The 18,051-nt window shown below is 56.8% G+C and carries 19 protein-coding genes; 6 read left to right on the top strand and 13 right to left on the bottom strand.

Annotated elements, in window-relative coordinates:
• The first annotated feature begins 366 nt into the window (after window positions 1-366).
• The 3 genes from RX972_RS13985 to cmoB are packed head-to-tail and all read left to right on the top strand — an operon-like array spanning window position 367 to window position 2,551.
• Window positions 367-759 carry a protease inhibitor I42 family protein gene (locus tag RX972_RS13985; protein WP_231677068.1) on the top strand — a complete coding sequence of 131 codons (393 nt, stop codon included), beginning with the start codon at window positions 367-369 and terminating at the stop codon, window positions 757-759.
• A 59-nt stretch (window positions 760-818) separates the two neighbouring features.
• On the top strand, window positions 819-1,595 hold the full coding sequence (cmoA, locus tag RX972_RS13980) for a carboxy-S-adenosyl-L-methionine synthase CmoA (protein ID WP_316876113.1): 777 nt from the start codon (window positions 819-821) through the stop codon (window positions 1,593-1,595).
• Window positions 1,592-2,551, top strand: coding sequence for a tRNA 5-methoxyuridine(34)/uridine 5-oxyacetic acid(34) synthase CmoB (gene cmoB, locus RX972_RS13975; protein WP_263270707.1), 960 nt, complete (start codon window positions 1,592-1,594; stop codon window positions 2,549-2,551). The genes cmoA and cmoB overlap by 4 nt, the downstream gene beginning before the upstream one ends.
• A 125-nt stretch (window positions 2,552-2,676) precedes the next feature.
• On the opposite strand, the gene pdxJ is transcribed toward cmoB, so the two are convergent.
• The 11 genes from pdxJ to rpoE form a co-directional block, all read right to left on the bottom strand.
• On the bottom strand, window positions 2,677-3,423 hold the full coding sequence (gene pdxJ / locus RX972_RS13970; protein ID WP_316876110.1) for a pyridoxine 5'-phosphate synthase: 747 nt from the start codon (window positions 3,421-3,423) through the stop codon (window positions 2,677-2,679).
• 50 nt (window positions 3,424-3,473) lie between these two features.
• Entirely contained in the window at window positions 3,474-4,160 is a 687-nt protein-coding gene (recO, locus tag RX972_RS13965; protein WP_410478231.1) for a DNA repair protein RecO, read from the bottom strand.
• Window positions 4,161-4,238: 78 nt separating this feature from the next.
• Complete coding sequence (gene era / locus RX972_RS13960) at window positions 4,239-5,141, bottom strand: GTPase Era (RefSeq protein WP_027899779.1); 903 nt, start codon at window positions 5,139-5,141, stop codon at window positions 4,239-4,241.
• Window positions 5,134-5,823: a ribonuclease III gene (gene rnc / locus RX972_RS13955; protein ID WP_027899778.1), complete on the bottom strand. Its 690-nt coding sequence runs from the start codon at window positions 5,821-5,823 to the stop codon at window positions 5,134-5,136. Before rnc ends, era begins: the two co-directional genes overlap by 8 nt.
• Entirely contained in the window at window positions 5,820-6,197 is a 378-nt protein-coding gene (locus RX972_RS13950) for a DUF4845 domain-containing protein (protein WP_027899777.1), read from the bottom strand. The genes rnc and RX972_RS13950 overlap by 4 nt, the downstream gene beginning before the upstream one ends.
• 114 nt (window positions 6,198-6,311) lie before the next feature.
• Window positions 6,312-7,166, bottom strand: coding sequence for a signal peptidase I (gene lepB / locus RX972_RS13945; RefSeq protein WP_027899776.1), 855 nt, complete (start codon window positions 7,164-7,166; stop codon window positions 6,312-6,314).
• 9 nt (window positions 7,167-7,175) lie between these two features.
• Window positions 7,176-8,972, bottom strand: a complete 1,797-nt coding sequence (lepA, locus tag RX972_RS13940) for a translation elongation factor 4 (RefSeq protein ID WP_027899775.1) — start codon at window positions 8,970-8,972, stop codon at window positions 7,176-7,178.
• A gap of 170 nt (window positions 8,973-9,142) precedes the next feature.
• Window positions 9,143-10,531 carry a DegQ family serine endoprotease gene (locus RX972_RS13935; RefSeq protein ID WP_373562208.1) on the bottom strand — a complete coding sequence of 463 codons (1,389 nt, stop codon included), beginning with the start codon at window positions 10,529-10,531 and terminating at the stop codon, window positions 9,143-9,145.
• A 350-nt stretch (window positions 10,532-10,881) separates the two neighbouring features.
• Window positions 10,882-11,844 (bottom strand): MucB/RseB C-terminal domain-containing protein, encoded by a 963-nt coding sequence (locus RX972_RS13930; RefSeq protein ID WP_231677064.1) that lies wholly within the window; start codon window positions 11,842-11,844, stop codon window positions 10,882-10,884.
• 8 nt (window positions 11,845-11,852) lie between these two features.
• A complete protein-coding gene (locus RX972_RS13925; protein ID WP_027899772.1) occupies window positions 11,853-12,443 on the bottom strand; it encodes a sigma-E factor negative regulatory protein in 591 nt (196 codons plus the stop codon).
• A gap of 31 nt (window positions 12,444-12,474) precedes the next feature.
• Window positions 12,475-13,056 (bottom strand): RNA polymerase sigma factor RpoE, encoded by a 582-nt coding sequence (gene rpoE, locus RX972_RS13920; protein ID WP_020288878.1) that lies wholly within the window; start codon window positions 13,054-13,056, stop codon window positions 12,475-12,477.
• Window positions 13,057-13,551: 495 nt separating this feature from the next.
• Here rpoE and nadB point away from each other — a divergent pair, with 495 nt between their 5' ends.
• Window positions 13,552-15,168, top strand: a complete 1,617-nt coding sequence (gene nadB, locus RX972_RS13915) for an L-aspartate oxidase (RefSeq protein ID WP_316876097.1) — start codon at window positions 13,552-13,554, stop codon at window positions 15,166-15,168.
• On the opposite strand, the gene RX972_RS13910 is transcribed toward nadB, so the two are convergent.
• The gene (locus RX972_RS13910; RefSeq protein ID WP_263270700.1) at window positions 15,137-15,604 is read right to left on the bottom strand and encodes a protein YgfX; all 468 of its coding nucleotides are present in this window, start codon (window positions 15,602-15,604) and stop codon (window positions 15,137-15,139) included. The two genes, nadB and RX972_RS13910, sit on opposite strands and share 32 nt — an antisense overlap.
• Window positions 15,588-15,842 (bottom strand): succinate dehydrogenase assembly factor 2, encoded by a 255-nt coding sequence (locus RX972_RS13905; protein WP_027899769.1) that lies wholly within the window; start codon window positions 15,840-15,842, stop codon window positions 15,588-15,590. The genes RX972_RS13910 and RX972_RS13905 overlap by 17 nt, the downstream gene beginning before the upstream one ends.
• A gap of 143 nt (window positions 15,843-15,985) precedes the next feature.
• On the opposite strand from RX972_RS13905, the gene RX972_RS13900 reads away from it, so the two are divergent.
• Together RX972_RS13900 and RX972_RS13895 are read left to right on the top strand one after the other, a co-directional pair.
• Window positions 15,986-16,927, top strand: a complete 942-nt coding sequence (locus RX972_RS13900; protein ID WP_316876094.1) for a folate-binding protein YgfZ — start codon at window positions 15,986-15,988, stop codon at window positions 16,925-16,927.
• Between the two features lie 106 nt (window positions 16,928-17,033).
• Window positions 17,034-17,855, top strand: a complete 822-nt coding sequence (locus RX972_RS13895) for an HDOD domain-containing protein (protein WP_231677059.1) — start codon at window positions 17,034-17,036, stop codon at window positions 17,853-17,855.
• Window positions 17,856-18,051: the final 196 nt, after the last annotated feature.

The following is an 18,051-nucleotide window of genomic DNA, read 5'->3' as shown; positions in this document are numbered from 1 at the left end:
GTCAACTCTCGGCAACAAGTTACCTCCTACCGGACACGTCACTACCCGGTAGGAGCGAACTTGTTCGCGAGGCGTCAAACCTGTCACACCGCGTCAAACCTCTCGGCAACAAGTTACCTCCTACCGGACACGTCACTACCCGGTAGAAGCGAACTTGTTCGCGAGGCGTCAAACCTGTCACACCGCGTCAAACCTCTCGGCAACGAGTTAACTCCTACCGGACACGTCACTACCCGGTAGGAGCGAACTTGTTCGCGAGGCGTCAGACCTGTCCCACCGCGTCAAACCCTCGCCAACAAGCTAACTCTCTCCCACACCCATAATTCATCGGTTATGCTCCGGTCTCGTTTGAAGACCGGAGCCACCATGCCCACTGCCCGTCTGCTAGCCCTGCTAAGCCTGTCGCTGCTCACTGCCTGTGCGCAGCAACCCAAACATATCGTCACCCTCGAAGATCAAAGCGACTGCCCACTGCCCCTCAAAACGGGCCAGACGTTGATACTGAGTTTGCCCAGCTCGCCCACCACCGGTTATCGCTGGCAGGTCCAGGACGCTGCGTCATCAATTCTGCGCAGTCTCGGCCCTGAGGTTTATAACAACTCAGGTGACAAGAACATGGTCGGTAGCGCTGGCCAATCGGTGTGGCGCTATCAGGCGTCGACTGCCGGAACCGGTCGCCTGCTGATGATTTATCAACAGCCCTGGGCCCCGGAAGTACCACCGGAACAGACCTTCGACTGCACCATTACCGTCAACTGAACAGGTTTTGCTGTCGTTCGATGAGATGAGGTTTCAGCCGAGGCGCGGATTTGGCTAAAATGCCGCACTTTTCAGCCCCCGCCGGAACAACCGTGAGCAAAGAACCCGACCGCATTTTCGCCCAGCCCCTTGCCCAGGTGCCGGACTTCGCCTTCAACGAAGACGTGGTGCGGGTCTTCCCGGACATGATCAAGCGTTCGGTGCCAGGCTATCCGACGATTGTCGAAAACCTTGGCGTGCTCTCCGCGCAATTCGCCCAACCCAACAGCGTGCTGTATGACCTGGGCAGTTCACTCGGCGCTGTCACGCAAGCCTTGCGCCGCCATGTGCGGGTCGAAGGGTGCAAAGTGATCGCAGTGGATAACTCGGCCGCCATGGTCGAGCGCTGCCGGGAATACCTGAATGCGCAGGACTCGATGTTTCAGGAGTTGCTGCCGGTACAAGTGATTGATGGCGACATTCTGGCCCTTGAGTTTCAGCCTGCTTCGGTGGTCGCACTCAATTTCACGCTGCAATTCATCGCCCCCGAGCAGCGCCTGGCTTTGCTGAGCCGTATTCGTCAGGCACTGATCCCCGGCGGCGCGCTGATTCTGTCCGAAAAGCTGCGTTTCAATGATGAGCAGGAACACACCTTGCTCACCGACCTGCACATCGCGTTCAAGCGTGCCAACGGCTACAGCGAGCTGGAAATCGCCCAGAAGCGCAGCGCCATTGAAAACGTGATGAAACCCGACAGCCTCGAAGAACACCGCCAACGCCTGCTCGACGCGGGCTTTTCCAAGGTGGTGCCGTGGTTCCAGTGCCTTAACTTTGCCTCGTTGATTGCCCTGCCATGATTGATCTTGCCCCACTGGTCCGCCGTCTGGCGGGCACTCCTCTGGCTGAATGGGCCAACGGCCTGCAGGCTCAACTCGACACAAAAATGGCCAAGGGTCATGGCGACCTGGAGCGCTGGCAAGGTGCTCTCAATGCGCTGCCGGATTTGATACCGTCGCGTGTCGAACTCGACAACAGCTTTACCCTCGACGTCGATTGTGACGATGAGACCCGGACACAAACCCGTACAGCTTTGATGGGGCTATCTCCCTGGCGCAAAGGCCCGTTCGATGTATTCGGCGTGCACATTGATACCGAGTGGCGTTCAGACTGGAAGTGGTCGCGTGTCTCGCCGCACCTGAACCTCAAGGGCAAGCGCGTGCTGGATGTGGGTTGTGGCAACGGCTACTACCAATGGCGCATGCTGGGTGCCGGGGCTGACAGCGTGATCGGTGTCGATCCGAACTGGCTGTTTTTCTGTCAGTTCCAGGCCATGCAGAAATACCTGCCCGACTTACCGGCGTGGCATCTGCCGTTTGCCCTGGAGGACCTGCCCCCGCGTCTGGAAGGCTTCGACACAGTGTTTTCCATGGGCGTGTTGTATCACCGCAAGTCGCCCATTGATCACTTGCTGGCGCTCAAGGATTGCCTGGTCAAAGGTGGCGAACTCGTGCTCGAAACCATGGTGGTGGAAGGCGACGTGCATCAGGTTCTTGTACCGGAAGATCGCTACTCACAGATGCGAAACGTGTGGTTCCTGCCTTCTGTGCCCGCCCTCGAATTGTGGCTACGCCGCGCAGGCTTCGTGGATGTGCGTTGCGTGGATGTCAGCGTGACCACTGTTGAGGAACAACGCGGTACGGAGTGGATGCGCTACCAGTCGCTGAGCGACTTCCTTGACCCGGACGATCACAGCAAAACCGTGGAAGGCCTGCCAGCGCCGATGCGCGCGGTGATTGTGGGGCGCAAGCCGTAAAGATCATGTACCACTGATCACCTGTGGGAGCCGAGCTTGCTCGCGATTGGGACGGCGCAGAACATCAGGCAAACCGCGTCGCCCTTATCGCGAGCAAGCTCGGCTCCCACAGACCCCACTCAAAATCAGGCTTTATGCGCCGCAGCCACAATCAACGCTTTCATCTCTGCCACAGCAGCCTTGAAACCCACGAACAGCGCATGGGCCACCAATGCGTGGCCGATGTTCAGTTCGTTGATGCCCTTGATCGCCGCCACGGCTTCGACGTTGTGGTAATGCAGGCCGTGACCGGCATTGACGATCAAGCCTTCGCTCAAACCAAAAGCCACACCATCGGCGATCCGCTTCAACTCTTCAGCGACTTCAGTCGGTGTTTGAGCATCTGCATAGCGGCCAGTGTGTAACTCGATAGCCGGTGCGCCCACACGCTTTGAAGCAGCGATTTGTTTCTCATCGGCATCGATAAACAGCGACACTTCACAGCCAATCCTGCTCAAACGCTCAACCGCCGCCTTGATCCGGGCTTCTTGCCCTGCAACGTCCAGACCGCCCTCAGTGGTAAGCTCCTGACGTGTTTCCGGTACAAGGCAAACGTGAGCCGGACGGATACGCTCGGCAAACGCGAGCATCTCTTCGGTGACACCCATTTCGAAGTTCATGCGGGTCTGCAACACGTCCTTGAGCAGCAGGACGTCGCGCTCCTGAATGTGACGACGGTCTTCACGCAAATGCACGGTGATGCCATCTGCACCCGCCTCTTCAGCGTTCAGCGCGGCCTTGACCGGATCCGGATAACGCGTACCGCGGGCCTGACGCAAGGTGGCAACATGGTCGATGTTTACGCCAAGAAGGATGCGAGTGCTGTGAGTCACGGGTGTCTCCTGAAATATGATCGAAACAGGTCGGTGAGCATAAAGCCTGGTTACGGCTTGCGAAACAGTTCGCGACTGACCAATGGGCGGCCGCCCAGATGCACAGCCAGCGCCTGACGCATCAGTCGCTTGGCAGCGGACAAAGCACCCGGAGCACTCCAGTCGGCTTGCGCCATAGCCAGCAATTCGGTGCCATTGAACAATCCTGGCTGTAACAGATACACCTGTTCAAGCCCCGCATCCACTTGCAGCCGATACATGCCCTTGGCATCCAGTGGTTCGCCATTGATATCGACATCCAGCGCGAAGCCGTAGCCCAGATCATCCAGCAGACGCCATTCGAAGGAGCGCAGCAATGGCTCCAGCGGTCGCCCCTCTGCCAGGGCTTGCAACGTTGCGGCGTAGTGATCGAACACGGCGGGATGGGGGTCTTCGGCAGGCAACAGGCGGATCAGCAGTTCGTTGAGGTAAAGCCCGCTGAACAATGCATCACCTACCATCCAGCTGGCGACGCCGGAGCTTTCCATACGCCCGACATTTTTCAGCTCGCCACGGCCACGGAATTCCACTTCCAGCGGGACAAACGGCCGCGCCAGTGTACCCGCCTTGCCGCGCGCACTGCGCAGCACTGCACGCAAGCGACCTTGAGGCGTGAGGAAGTCCACCAGCGCGCTGTTTTCACGGTACGCCCGGCTGTGCAACACGTAAGCAGGTTGGCCGACTGGCACGCTGATCATTTCAGGGCGGCTCGAGAGAAGCGAAGGCGTTCAGGCAATCCGGTACCGCCGCACGGGCAGTACCGGACAGATCAGGATTTACAGGTCGCCGTAGCCAAGCGAACGCAGGGCGCGTTCGTCATCGGACCAGCCGCCTTTGACTTTGACCCAAAGGTTGAGCATGACCTTGGAGTCGAACAGCAACTCCATGTCGCGGCGCGCTTCAGTGCCGATACGCTTGATGCGATCGCCCTTGTCGCCAATGATGATTTTCTTCTGGCCGTCACGCTCAACAAGAATCAAGGCATGGATATGCAGGGTTTTGCCCTGCTGCTTGAATTCTTCGATTTCCACGGTGATCTGGTAAGGCAGCTCGGCACCCAACTGGCGCATGATCTTCTCACGGACCAGCTCGGCGGCGAGGAAGCGGCTGCTGCGGTCGGTGATCTGGTCTTCCGGGAAGAAGTGATCGTTTTCCGGCAGGTGCGAAGCAATCAAACTTTCCAGCGCGTCAAGATTGTGCCCGTGTTGCGCGGAAATCGGCACGATGGACGCATTCGGCAGCTGGCCTTGCAGCCACTCCAGATGCGGCATCAGCTCAGCCTTGTCTTCGATCCGGTCGGTCTTGTTGATCGCCAGGATCAGTGGGCCCTGAACATACTGCACGCGTTCGAGAACCATCTGGTCTTCGTCGGTCCAGCGGGTACGGTCAACCACGAAGATGACAACATCAACGTCTTTCAACGCAGCCGAGGCCGTCTTGTTCATGTAGCGATTGAGCGCCTTCTCGCCATTCTTGTGCATGCCCGGTGTATCGACGTAGATAGCCTGCACAGCGCCTTCGGTCTTGATGCCCAGCATGTTGTGGCGAGTGGTCTGCGGCTTGCGCGAGGTAATCGCCAGCTTCTGACCAAGAATGTGGTTGAGCAGCGTGGATTTGCCCACGTTCGGGCGGCCGACGATGGCAACGTAGCCACAGCGTGTTGCGGTTGAATCAGTCATGGCCGTTCTCCACGCCAAGGGCAATGAGTGCTGCGGCCGCTGCTACCTGTTCGGCAATACGACGGCTGACACCCTGACCCCGGCTTTTTTCATTCAATAAGGTGATCTCGCATTCGACAAAAAATGTCCGGCAATGCGGTTCGCCCTGGATATCCACCACCTCGTAACGCGGCAGCTCACAGGCACGCGACTGCAGAAACTCCTGCAATCGGGTTTTTGGATCTTTGTTGGTGTCGACCAGCGTCAGGCTGTCGAACTCCGTGGTCAGCCAGGCCAGCACGCGTTCGCGAGCCATCTCCATGCCTGCATCCAGATAAATCGCACCAATCAGCGCCTCAAGGGCGTCGGCCAGAATCGACTCACGACGGAAGCCGCCGCTCTTCAATTCGCCAGACCCGAGGCGCAGGTACTCACCCAGATCAAAACCGCGGGCCAGCAAGGCCAGGGTTTCGCCTTTCACCAGACGCGCTCGCAGACGCGACAACTGGCCTTCACGTGCCTGCGGGAAGCGGTCAAACAGCGCTTCACCCGCAACGAAGTTCAGAATGGCATCACCGAGGAACTCCAGACGCTCATTATTGCGACCAGCGAAACTACGGTGAGTCAGGGCCAGGACCATCAGTTCCTGATCCTTGAAGGTATAGCCGAGCTGACGCTCCAGGCGACTCAAGGAAACGCTCACGGTTTACCCACGCTGATGGTGTCGTCGAACATGACCACCAGATCAATGTTGCGGATCAATGGTTCACGTTGTTCATATTTCAAATGGGCAACGAACCTGTTGTTCACTACCGTCACGCTTAACGCCTTGTTCAAATCCACATCCCGAATACTGTTGACCTGCATATTCTTCCCGACATAGCTGTAAAAATCGCTGATCGTAGTGATTTCCAGAGCAGGGTTGCTGTCGACCGCATTAATGATTTTCTTCATCTCCCTGTTATCCAGGTAATGCGGGACCAGCTTGAAAGCCACACTCAGTGCGAAAATCCCCAGCGCTGCCGCCAGCAATACTCCTGTAAACGACCATCCCTTTTGCGAACCGGCGAACGTCATGTACGACTCCAAGGATAGCTCGTCACCGCACTCGCAGATGTACCCACCAGTCGCAGCACATTTTTCGAGCAACCCAAATGACATACGGCGCTGTAGAAAACAGCGCCGTATTGATTACTTTATCAACCCAACCCGCGAGAAGTTAGGGAAGTGACTCAGTTTTGGCTCAGGCCAGCTCATCCATACGGCAAAGGCTTTGCCGACGATGTTCTTGTCCGGAACCATACCCAGCTCATCCTTGGGGATATTGGGATCATCCCAGTAGCGGCTGTCGTTGGAGTTGTCGCGGTTGTCGCCCATCATGAAGTAATGGCCGGCCGGCACTGTCCACTCGTGGTCAGGCTGCGCACGGTAACGAGTCATTTCCTGACGGATCTGATGCTCGACTTCACCCAGCTTCTCGCTGTACAGCTCTGCACTGCCCAAGGTGCCTGGCTCAGTACCGATCAGTTGCTTGGCAACCAGCTCACCGTTGATGAACAGCTTCTTGTCACCGGTGTAGCGAATCCGGTCACCCGGCAAACCGATTACACGCTTGATGTAGTTGACGCTCGGGTCGCTCGGGTAGCGGAACACCATAACGTCACCGTGTTTCGGTTCGCCGATCGAGATCACTTTCTCATCGATGACCGGCAAGCGAATCCCGTAAGAGAACTTGTTCACCAGGATGAAATCACCTACCCGCAGCGTCGGAATCATCGACCCGGAGGGTATCTGAAACGGCTCGACCAGAAACGAACGCAGCACCAGAACGATGAACAGCACCGGGAAGAACGATTTGCCGTATTCAACCAGCAAAGGTTCCTTGTTCAGGCGCTCTACCACCGCAACATCCGGCTGGCTGACACTGCCTTGATACGTTGTGATGGCAGTCCGGCGACGAGGAGCCAGGATGACCAGATCAAGCAACGCCAGCAAACCGCAGACGAATACAGCGATGACCAGCAACAGCGGGAAATTTAGTGACATAGGACCTGACTATTCCAACCTGAGCACTGCAAGGAAAGCTTCTTGTGGAATTTCCACGTTGCCGACCTGCTTCATGCGTTTCTTACCGGCCTTTTGCTTCTCAAGCAATTTACGTTTCCGGCTGACGTCGCCGCCGTAACATTTGGCCAATACGTTCTTTCTGAGTGCCTTGACGGTGGTACGCGCAATGATCTGACCGCCAATGGCAGCCTGAATCGCTACGTCGAACATCTGCCGAGGAATCAGCTCTTTCATTTTCTCGGTCAACGCGCGGCCTTTGTAAGCCGCGTTGTCACGGTGCACGATCAGCGCCAGTGCATCGACCTTCTCGGCGTTGATCAGGACGTCCAGCTTCACCAGATTCGCGGACTGATAACGGTCGAAATGATAGTCCAGCGATGCATAACCACGGCTTACCGATTTGAGACGGTCGAAGAAGTCCAGAACCACTTCGTTCATCGGCAAATCGTAGGTCACTTGCACCTGGGTACCAAGGAACAGCATGTCGTGCTGAACACCACGCTTCTCGATACACAGAGTAATGACGTTACCAAGGTGTTCCTGCGGCACAAGAATATTTGCCCGAACGATAGGTTCGCGCATGTCTTCGACAGCCGAAAGGTCTGGCAGCTTGGATGGGTTATCGACGTAAATCGTTTCACCGGTCTTGAGCAAAAGCTCGAAGATAACCGTCGGCGCTGTGGTGATCAGGTCCAGATCGTACTCGCGCTCCAGACGCTCCTGGATGATCTCCATGTGCAGCATGCCGAGGAAGCCGCAACGGAAGCCGAAGCCCAGTGCGTCAGAGCTTTCTGGCGAATACTGCAAGGAGGAGTCATTCAGCGTCAGCTTTTGCAGCGCTTCGCGGAAGTCTTCAAAGTCATCGGAGCTGACCGGGAACAGACCGGCGTAAACCTGCGGCTGAATGCGTTTGAAACCGGGCAGGACTTCAACATCCGGCGTGGTGCTCAACGTCAGCGTGTCACCGACCGGCGCGCCGTGAATGTCTTTGATGCCGGCGATGATGAAGCCTACTTCGCCGGCTTTCAGGTCAACGGTGGCGGTGTGCTTGGGGCTGAAAACGCCCACGCTGTCGACCAGGTGCATCTTGCCGGTGGACTTCACAAGAATCTTGTCGCCCTTCCTCACCCGGCCGTGACGGACACGTACCAGGGAGACAACACCCAGATAATTGTCGAACCACGAGTCGATGATCAACGCTTGCAGCGGATCTTCGATGTTGCCGGTAGGTGCAGGAATGGTGTGAACCAGACGCTCCAGTACCTCAGCAACGCCCATGCCGCTCTTGGCGCTGCACGCCACGGCATCGGTGGCGTCAATGCCGATGATCTTCTCGATTTCGTCCTTGACGCGGTCCGGATCGGCCTGCGGCAAGTCCATCTTGTTCAGGACCGGCATGACCTCAAGGCCCTGCTCGATGGCGGTGTAGCAGTTGGCAACAGACTGTGCCTCAACGCCTTGACCGGCATCCACAACCAGCAACGCACCTTCGCACGCGGCCAGGGAACGGCTGACTTCATAGGTGAAGTCGACGTGACCCGGGGTGTCGATGAAGTTCAGCTGGTAGGTTTTACCGTCATTGGCCTTGTAGTGCAGCGTAACGCTGTGGGCCTTGATGGTGATCCCGCGCTCACGCTCGAGATCCATGGAGTCAAGTACCTGAGCTTCCATTTCACGCTCGGACAAGCCGCCGCACATTTGAATGAAGCGGTCGGCCAGCGTCGACTTGCCATGGTCAATGTGGGCGATGATGGAGAAATTACGGATATGACTCAAATCACTCACGGATCAACACTCAAAAAGGTTGCAGGCAGATTGCCCGCCGAAAAATAGCCGGGAATTGTACCTGAACTAACGCTTGGGCGTCACGTTCAGCGGCGACAGGATCAACATTAGAGCGCACACCACGCACAAAAAAGGGCGGTAAGCACCGCCCTTTTCGCTGATCGACCCGACTATTCAGCCAGCTTGAAGGTGATGAAGCTCGCACGCCCCTGACGCAGTACGCGCATGGAAACCGAGCGATTCTTCGGCAAGCCTTTGGCTATTTCGGTGAAGTTCTTCGCCGAGCTGATGGCCTGATTGTTCAAGTGGGTAATCACATCGCCAGCCTGCAAGCCGATGAGAGCCGCCGGACCGTCGGTCACTTCCTTGATGACGACACCACCCTTGAGTTCAAGCGTCTTCTGCTGCTCAGCGGTCAAGTCCACAACCGATACGCCCAGACGATTACTGCTGCGCTCGGCGCCGGCAGCATCCCCAGCGCCCATTTCCTGACCTTCGTCAGGCAACGCACCTACGGTGACGTTCAGGGTCTGGCGTTTACCGTCGCGAATAATACCCAGCTCAGCCTTGCTGCCATCTTTGAGATTGCCAATCAGGTGCGGCAAATCAGCCGACATCACGATAGGCGTGCCATTGGCACTCAGGATCACGTCGCCCACCTGCAGGCCACCCTTCGCAGCCGGACCATTGTCGAGGACTTGCGCAACCAGTGCACCGGCAGGCTTGTCCAGACCGAAGGATTCAGCGAGGTCTTTGTTGACCTCTTGAATCACAACCCCCAGCCAGCCACGGTTTACCTTGCCGCTGGCCTTGATCTGATTGGCAACATCCAGCGCTACGTCGATAGGAATCGCGAACGACAGTCCCATGAAGCCACCGGAGCGAGTGAAAATCTGCGAGTTGATACCGACCACCTCGCCCGCCATGTTGAACAGCGGACCACCGGAGTTACCCGGGTTGATCGCCACGTCGGTCTGGATGAACGGCACGTATGTGTCGTTAGGCAGACTACGGCCCTTGGCGCTGACGATACCTTTGGTCACGGAATGGTCAAAACCGAACGGCGAACCGATCGCCAGCACCCACTCGCCGACCTTCAGTTTCTCGGAGTTGCCGAGTTTGACGGTTGGCAGGTCTTTGCCTTCGATCTTCAATACCGCCACGTCAGTACGTGGATCAGTGCCAACCAGCTTGGCTTTGAGTTCGCTGCGATCGGACAGACGAACCAGAATCTCGTCAGCGCCGTCGATCACGTGGTTATTGGTCAACACATAACCATCAGCCGAGATAATGAACCCGGAGCCTAGAGATTGCGCTTCACGCTGACGATCTCCACGACCCGAACCAGGCGGACGGGAGCCAGGCGGAACGCTGCGCTCAAGAAACTCGCGCAACATCGGCGGCAGGCCTTCAAGGTCAGGCATTTGATTCTGGGCGACCGAACGCTCGGGCATTTTCTGCCGGGTACTGATATTCACGACGGCCGGCGAGGCTTGCTCTACGAGCGTGGTGAAGTCCGGCAGCGACTCGGCCTGAGCGGAGACGACTTGCCCGAGCATCAGCACGGCAGCAAATAGTGAAAGATAGGATTTCAAGCTTGGTATAGACATACGGCTCCCGTTCACAACGAGCAGAGTTAAGCAGTACAGACCGAAAGGCCCAATGAGCCTGCGTCCATGGCACTCGACCGAGTGCATATTCCCAGCAGCCATTTCTCTGACCCGGAAACAACAAAGGCCAGAGCTGCAAGGCTGTGACCTATAGAAAAAAACGAGAGTTTTTGCAACCTGGAAACCTCACCAAACATTTCGGCGAACTGACCAGAAATCCTGCAAAGGCTTGCTGTGCGGCTTGCCGAGCCCAAGATGAAACCTTCTACATCTTGGGCTCGAACCAGCACTTTTACGACCTACTTCTTGCTGGCTTGCAGATCAGTGCTGCGTAGCGAAAGCGCCACTCGCTCAGCGGTACCGATGGGCACTTCACCGACCACCGTCACCAACACATCGCCTTTAGGTGTCGTCAATCGACGAGACACGGCCACCGTAGGACCAAGCTGGGTACGCGTATCAGTCACCACAGCGCCACTGATTGGCTCTACGAAAACCGAAAACCGGGCAATACCGTCGTCATACATCAGGTTACTGACCTGGACGCTGGTAGCCGGGTCTTTACGGACTGCACTGCTGCTGAGTTCAAAACCAGGCGGCATCCACTCCAGATGCCAAGGTGCCGGATTTTTCGAAGCTTCAGGCCTGGACTTGGCGACGTCCACTGCTTTGCAATCAGCACTGGCTTGCAACGCATGATCATCAGGGACGCTGGCAGTATCGAATTCGGTGAATTGAAAACGCTCCAGTAGTTGCCCTTTTTCGCTCAACAACAACGATTTGAGAGGCAAACCGGTTTCATCATCGAGGTGTAGTTCGATGCCGTAGCGATGCTGATCTTTGGGGCTCAAGGCAATGATTTTTGCTGCACGGCCCGCCACACGCGAGGTACCGACAACTTTCATGTCGTACCAGGCAGAGAGCTTTTTAGCATCGTATGCATGAACTGCAGAATCGGGGACATTAGACACTCCAGCTTCGAGAGTGCCGCTGACGCATTGGGTTACCCCGTCTACGCGCAACACTTCCTGAGCAGAACCGTCCAGCTGAAGCAAACGCTCACGAACCTTGCCATCGGTGACCCGATGCCAGATTCGGTGAGTGGAGAAACTACCGTTTCGTTCGTAAACGAAGGTACCTTGAAAGCTTTGCTGCTGCTCAGCCTGCGCAAGACGCTTTAGCGAATCTTGCGCTTCATCGGCGTGAGCGGGGAGGACAAGCCATCCACCAAGCAACAAAGGCAATAGAGGAATGGCGCGCATGATCCTCCTTAACGGTTTTCCAGGCTTGCAGCACGTGCGTAAGGCAGAGCGCTTTCAGTGCCTTTCAACGCAGCTTGCTGAGCATGTTGACGCAGGTAACCTGGCAGACGCTGATCCTGACCGGACTGACCTTGCAAAACACCATTGACCATCGGACCTTGCGCAGGCTCGCTGCTCTCAGTGTAGCCAGCCAATACGGCCGGACCTTTCACTTGCGGTACAGACATGCTGGCAGGCTGTGGAGCCTGTTGAGCAAGCTGTGCACCGGCGATGTCATCCTGGTTGTACAAGCGCACACCAGCCAGTACCGCTACGGTAACCGACGCTGCAACTGCCAGACGACCCAGGCTGCGCCATGGACCACGAGCAGCTTTCAATGGGCTGACTTCGTCGGCGATCGCGGCAGAAACTGCAGCTGTGATATCCAAGTGAGGGATCAACAGCTCTTTGTGCATCGCTGCACGAGCAATCTGATAACGCGACCATGTGGCGCGTGTATCCGCATCGTCAATGGCATTCAGTACCCGACGTAATTCCAGTTCGTCCGCTTCGTTATCCATCACTGCGGACAGCGATTCCTGCAGGGCTTCACGACTCATGGCGGTTCCTCTCTTGGCTATCGCCGCTGTCTCAGGATTCCTGCAACAACGGCTGCAGGGCTTTATCGATGGCTTCCCGAGCCCGGAAAATCCGAGAACGTACGGTACCCACCGGACATTGCATGACGCTGGCAATGTCTTCGTAACTCAGACCGTCGAACTCACGTAAAGTTAGGGCAGTACGTAAATCTTCCGGGAGAAGCTGGATAGTTCGATGGACAGTTCCCTCGATCTCATCCCTTAACAATGCACGCTCCGGCGACTCGATGTCCTTGAGGCCGTGATCGCCATCGTAGAACTCCGCGTCTTCAGACCTTACATCGCTATCAGGTGGTCGCCGACCGCGCGACACCAGATAGTTCTTCGCCGTGTTAATGGCGATGCGGTACAGCCACGTATAAAAGGCGCTGTCACCGCGAAAGTTTCCGAGCGCACGATAAGCCTTGATAAAAGCCTCTTGCGCTACGTCTTGAGCTTCATGGGTGTCGTGCACGAAACGCACGATCAACCCGAGAATCTTGTGCTGATACTTCAGCACCAACAGATCAAAAGCTCGCTTGTCGCCACGCTGAACGCGCTCGACCAGCTGCTGATCTTCTTCCTGGGTTAGCATGAACACTCCTCATAAAGCTTGAAGGAGCGCTGTACCAGCCAGTCTGTCGGCTTGCATACATAGACTCGGGCATCTCGCAAAAGTTCTCCCCTCCAGGCAAGTTTCCTGTGGACGCTCAATGGTCCGCACGGAAAAACGCAGCTCGAACCATGTCGGCTGCGCGAATAATCTAGTCGTCGAATTCGCTGGTGATAGCTTGATCAGCCCACTCAAAGCCGACGCCGTCCCTCTACAGGCAACCAGCTATTGAACCCGAGTGATCATAAAAAGTTCCCGAAGTTCGATAGCAGTTGTGAGACCAATAACACTCCGTACGTAGGAAGATAGCCGCAGTATTTAGCAATCTACGACCCAACTGACGCTAAACGGTATGCATTCAGACACGGACTGGAGCACAATCCGGGCCCTTCATAGTTCCACATTGCCATAAAGGCGCGGCTATTGTGCCGCTACACCCTTACTTATACTAGTGGCCGCAGCGTGCGGAATTCATAGATGAGCAAACATTTTCAACACGACGTACTAGTGATCGGCAGCGGCGCAGCAGGCTTGAGCCTCGCACTGACATTACCCGCTCATTTACGGATTGCGGTTCTAAGCAAGGGTGAGCTGGCCAATGGCTCTACATTCTGGGCTCAGGGTGGCGTGGCAGCGGTTCTCGACCAAAGCGACACGGTGCAATCCCATGTGGCGGACACGCTCGATGCAGGCGGCGGACTGTGCAATGAAGACGCGGCGCGCTTTACCGTCGAACACAGTCGCGAAGCCATTCAGTGGCTTATTGATCAAGGCGTCCCCTTCACTCGCGAAGACCATTCGAGCCCTGAGGACACCGGCTTCGAATTCCATCTAACCCGTGAAGGCGGTCACAGTCATCGGCGCATTATTCACGCAGCAGATGCCACTGGCGCAGCAATTTTCAAGACATTGCTGGAGCAGGCCAGATCACGACCCAATATCGAATTACTCGAACAAAAGGTGGCCATTGACCTGATCACTGAACGCCGCCTCGGCCAGGAAGGACAACGCTGCCTCGGCGCCTATGTACTCAATCGCAGCAGCGGCGAAGTCGACACTTATGGCGCACGCTTCACTGTCCTCGCGTCCGGCGGCGCAGCCAAAGTCTACCTCTACACCAGCAACCCGGATGGCACGTGCGGTGATGGCATCGCCATGGCCTGGCGGTCTGGTTGCCGGGTAGCCAATCTGGAATTCAACCAGTTCCACCCTACCTGCCTCTATCACCCGCAGGCCAAAAGCTTCCTGGTAACTGAAGCGCTACGTGGTGAAGGCGCCCACCTCAAACTGCCCAACGGCGAACGCTTCATGCAACGCTTCGATCCCCGCGCAGAATTGGCCCCTCGAGACATCGTCGCCCGCGCCATCGACCACGAGATGAAGCGCCTTGGCATCGATTGCGTCTATCTGGACATCAGCCACAAGCCTGAAGCCTTCATCAAAGGTCATTTCCCGACGGTCTATGAACGTTGCCTGGAATTCGCCATCGACATCACCCGCCATCCGATCCCGGTGGTACCCGCCGCGCATTACACCTGTGGCGGCGTGATTGTGGATTATCGCGGTCGTACCGACGTACCGAACCTGTATGCCATTGGCGAAACCAGCTGCACGGGTTTACACGGCGCCAATCGCATGGCAAGTAACTCGCTGCTTGAGTGCTTCGTCTACGCCCGCTCGGCGGCGGCAGACATTCTCGAACAACTGCCGCAGATCCCGGAAGTTGCGCCTTTGCCGATGTGGGATGCCAGCCAGGTGACCGACTCCGACGAAGACGTGATCATCGCTCACAACTGGGACGAACTGCGGCGCTTCATGTGGGATTACGTAGGGATCGTGAGAACCAACAAGCGTTTGCAGCGCGCTCAACACCGGGTGCGCCTGCTGCTTGACGAAATCGATGAGTTCTACAGCAACTACAAAGTCAGCAGAGACCTTATCGAACTGAGGAATCTTGCACAGGTCGCCGAACTGATGATCAGGTCAGCCATGGAGCGCAAAGAGTCTCGCGGCCTCCATTACACGCTGGACTATCCAGACATGCTGCCCGAAGCACGCGACACTATTCTGGTGCCGCCCACCTACGTCGGCTGAATTTCAGTCGCAGCCGCAGGCGCCGGTGAATATCCGGCTCCATTGCGTCGCGAGGGATACACAGACCACGCGTCATTCGCCATCTGCTGCGACTTTCATCCGCGAGGCGAAAGCGCAGCACGACGATCAGAGGCAGCGCCATGCTGTCGCGGCACATCTGCACGGACTGCCAGCCATCACGCTGATTCCACAACTGCCAGCCCTCAGCATTGCGCCGCAGCCCGGTAAAGGCAGTGGCGCTAGTCAGCAGAATTGAGCCGGATAACACATAAATGCCATGGGCTGCACACAGCACCAGGCCTAGCGCCAACACCCAACCTGGCACGGCGAGCATATAAAGAGCGATCAGCGCCAGAAGTTGCGCAATGCCATACGCCACCAACAGTGCACGCGAGGCACGCCAGTGGCATTCAAAACGGTCACTTTGGCTGGACACGATCCAGAATCATGCGAACCATGCGCTGCAGCTCTGCATCTTCGGATTCGCCACGCTGCATGAACCAGCCAAACATGTCCTGGTCTTCACAGGTCAGCAGGCGGCGATACAGATCGCGGTCGACATCATTGAGCGTCGGGTAAACTTCCCGGACAAACGGTACCAGCAGCACATCCAGTTCAAGCATGCCGCGGCGGCTGTGCCAGTAAAGGCGGTTGAGTTCGACGTCTTCGACCATGGAGCGCTCCTCAAAATAGGCGGCGAGTATACAACCGCAGGCCACATGAGCGAACCTCGCAATGGTCGCAGTAGTTTTCATGTACCTATTCTCCGGACTCGGCACTATCATGTGCCCCAGACTTTTTTCCGTTGCGATGACTCATGGCCGATACAGCTTTCTACTGCCCGCTTTCCCATGAAGGTGTTCTCGCCGTCCGCGGCGTCGATGCCAGCAAATTCCTGCAGGGCCAATTGACCTGCAACCTCGATTACCTGAGTGACACCAAAGCCACTCTGGGTGCACGCTGCACGCAAAAGGGCCGCATGCAATCGAGCTTTCGCATTCTGCTCGAAGGCGATGGCTGCCTGCTTGCCATGGCCAGTGAGCTGATCGAGCCACAACTGGCTGATCTGAAGAAATACGCCGTGTTCTCCAAGTCGAAGCTGACCGATGAAAGCGCCTCCTGGGTGCGATTCGGCCTGCATAACGGCGACGGCGCCCTGGTCAATCTTGGCCTTGATCTCGCGCAAGAGACTGACTCGGTAGTCCGCGCCAACGACCTGATTGCAATTCGGGTCTCCCCATCCCGGGCCGAATTATGGGTGCGCGCCGATCACGCCAGTGACGTTCAATCACGTCTGGCGGCGCAACTGAATGAAGGCACGCTTAACGATTGGCAGTTGGGGCAGATCCGCGCCGGTATCGGCCAGGTGTTCGGTGCTACCCGCGAAGAGTTCATCCCGCAAATGGTCAACCTGCAGGCGGTTGGCGGTGTGAGCTTCAAAAAAGGCTGCTACACAGGCCAGGAAATCGTTGCGCGCATGCAGTATCTCGGCAAGCTCAAACGCCGCCTTTATCGTTTGACGCTTGCTGACCAGGAACTTCCAGAGCCAGGCGCGGCATTGTTCTCCACGGTACATGCCAGCGCCGTCGGCAACGTCGTCCTGGCGGCCAAGGCTGAAACCGGCATCGAACTGCTGGCGGTGCTTCAGGCCGATGCGGTGGAAAATGCCCAGATCCAGCTCGGCTCACCGGAAGGCCCAGCCCTGCAACTGGCTGAGTTGCCGTACACGCTGGACAGCAAACTCGAGACACAGCGCTGAACCTGACGAACACCTTCACGCTGGAAATGTCTGCATATCTGTCCCGCCTCCTCGCACCCTGGGTAAGAAGAGGCACGGGACTACCCAAACGTCTACGAGATGCGACATGAGCGAGATGGCTGAAGAGGTGCAAAGGAACTTGATCAAGGCGATCGATAGAGACGCCCTGTTCTTGCCTACCCTTCCGGAAGTAGCATTAAAGATTCGCCTGGCGGCCGAAAATACCGAAATCAGCGTCGCCGAGCTGAGCCGGGTGATTGGCAGCGATACCGCGCTTTCAGCACGCTTGATCAAGGTGGTGAACAGCCCCCTGCTGCGCCCGAACTTTGAAGTCAGCGACGTTAATACGGCGATTACCCGCCTGGGTGTCAACTACACCTGCAACCTGGCCATTGGGCTGGTGGTGGAGCAAATGTTCCACGCCAAGTCTGAAGTGGTTGAACGCAAGTTGCGCGAGATATGGAAACAAAGCCTGCAGGTAGCAGGCATCAGCTATGCGCTGAGCTATCGTCGCCCGTCACTCAAGCCCGACAAGGCAACGCTCGCCGGGTTGATCCATCTGATCGGCGTACTGCCGATCCTGACCTACGCCGAAGATCACTTCGAACTGCTGGCTGATCCGGTCAGCCTCAACCATGTGATCGAGTCCATCCACCCGGTCATCGGCGAAAGACTTCTGCGCTCGTGGGATTTTCCGGACATGCTGGCCTCCGTCCCCGGAAGCTTTCAGGACTTAACCCGCGTATCACAATCAGCGGATTACATCGATCTGGTGCAAATCGCGACCGTACACATCTATCAGGGCACCAGCCACCCTTACAGCCAGATCGAGTTGAGCAGCCTTCCGGCGTTTCATCAACTGGGGCTGGACATGAGCGGCGGAACTTTGGGTGCCGAAATGGATGAAGCGAAGATGATGCTTTACTAGGAACGCGATACCGGGATGTCTGACAGGTAAGAGGTGCCGGACTTCACGCTCATCCGATCGCAGGATCACATCAAACCTGTGGGAGATTCTATGTTGCCTGCAAGCGAGTTCTTGATTTTGTAATTGGATGGACTCGCCCAAGCCGAGGCGTCAGTAGCGCCACGGTGGCATTCTTAAGAAGCCAACGACAGCGAGG

This window comes from Pseudomonas syringae group sp. J309-1, assembly GCF_032582135.1.
GTDB lineage: Bacteria > Pseudomonadota > Gammaproteobacteria > Pseudomonadales > Pseudomonadaceae > Aquipseudomonas > Aquipseudomonas quasicaspiana.
Note: the sequence above shows the minus strand (reverse complement) of the source record. Positions and strands in the feature narration are given on the sequence as shown.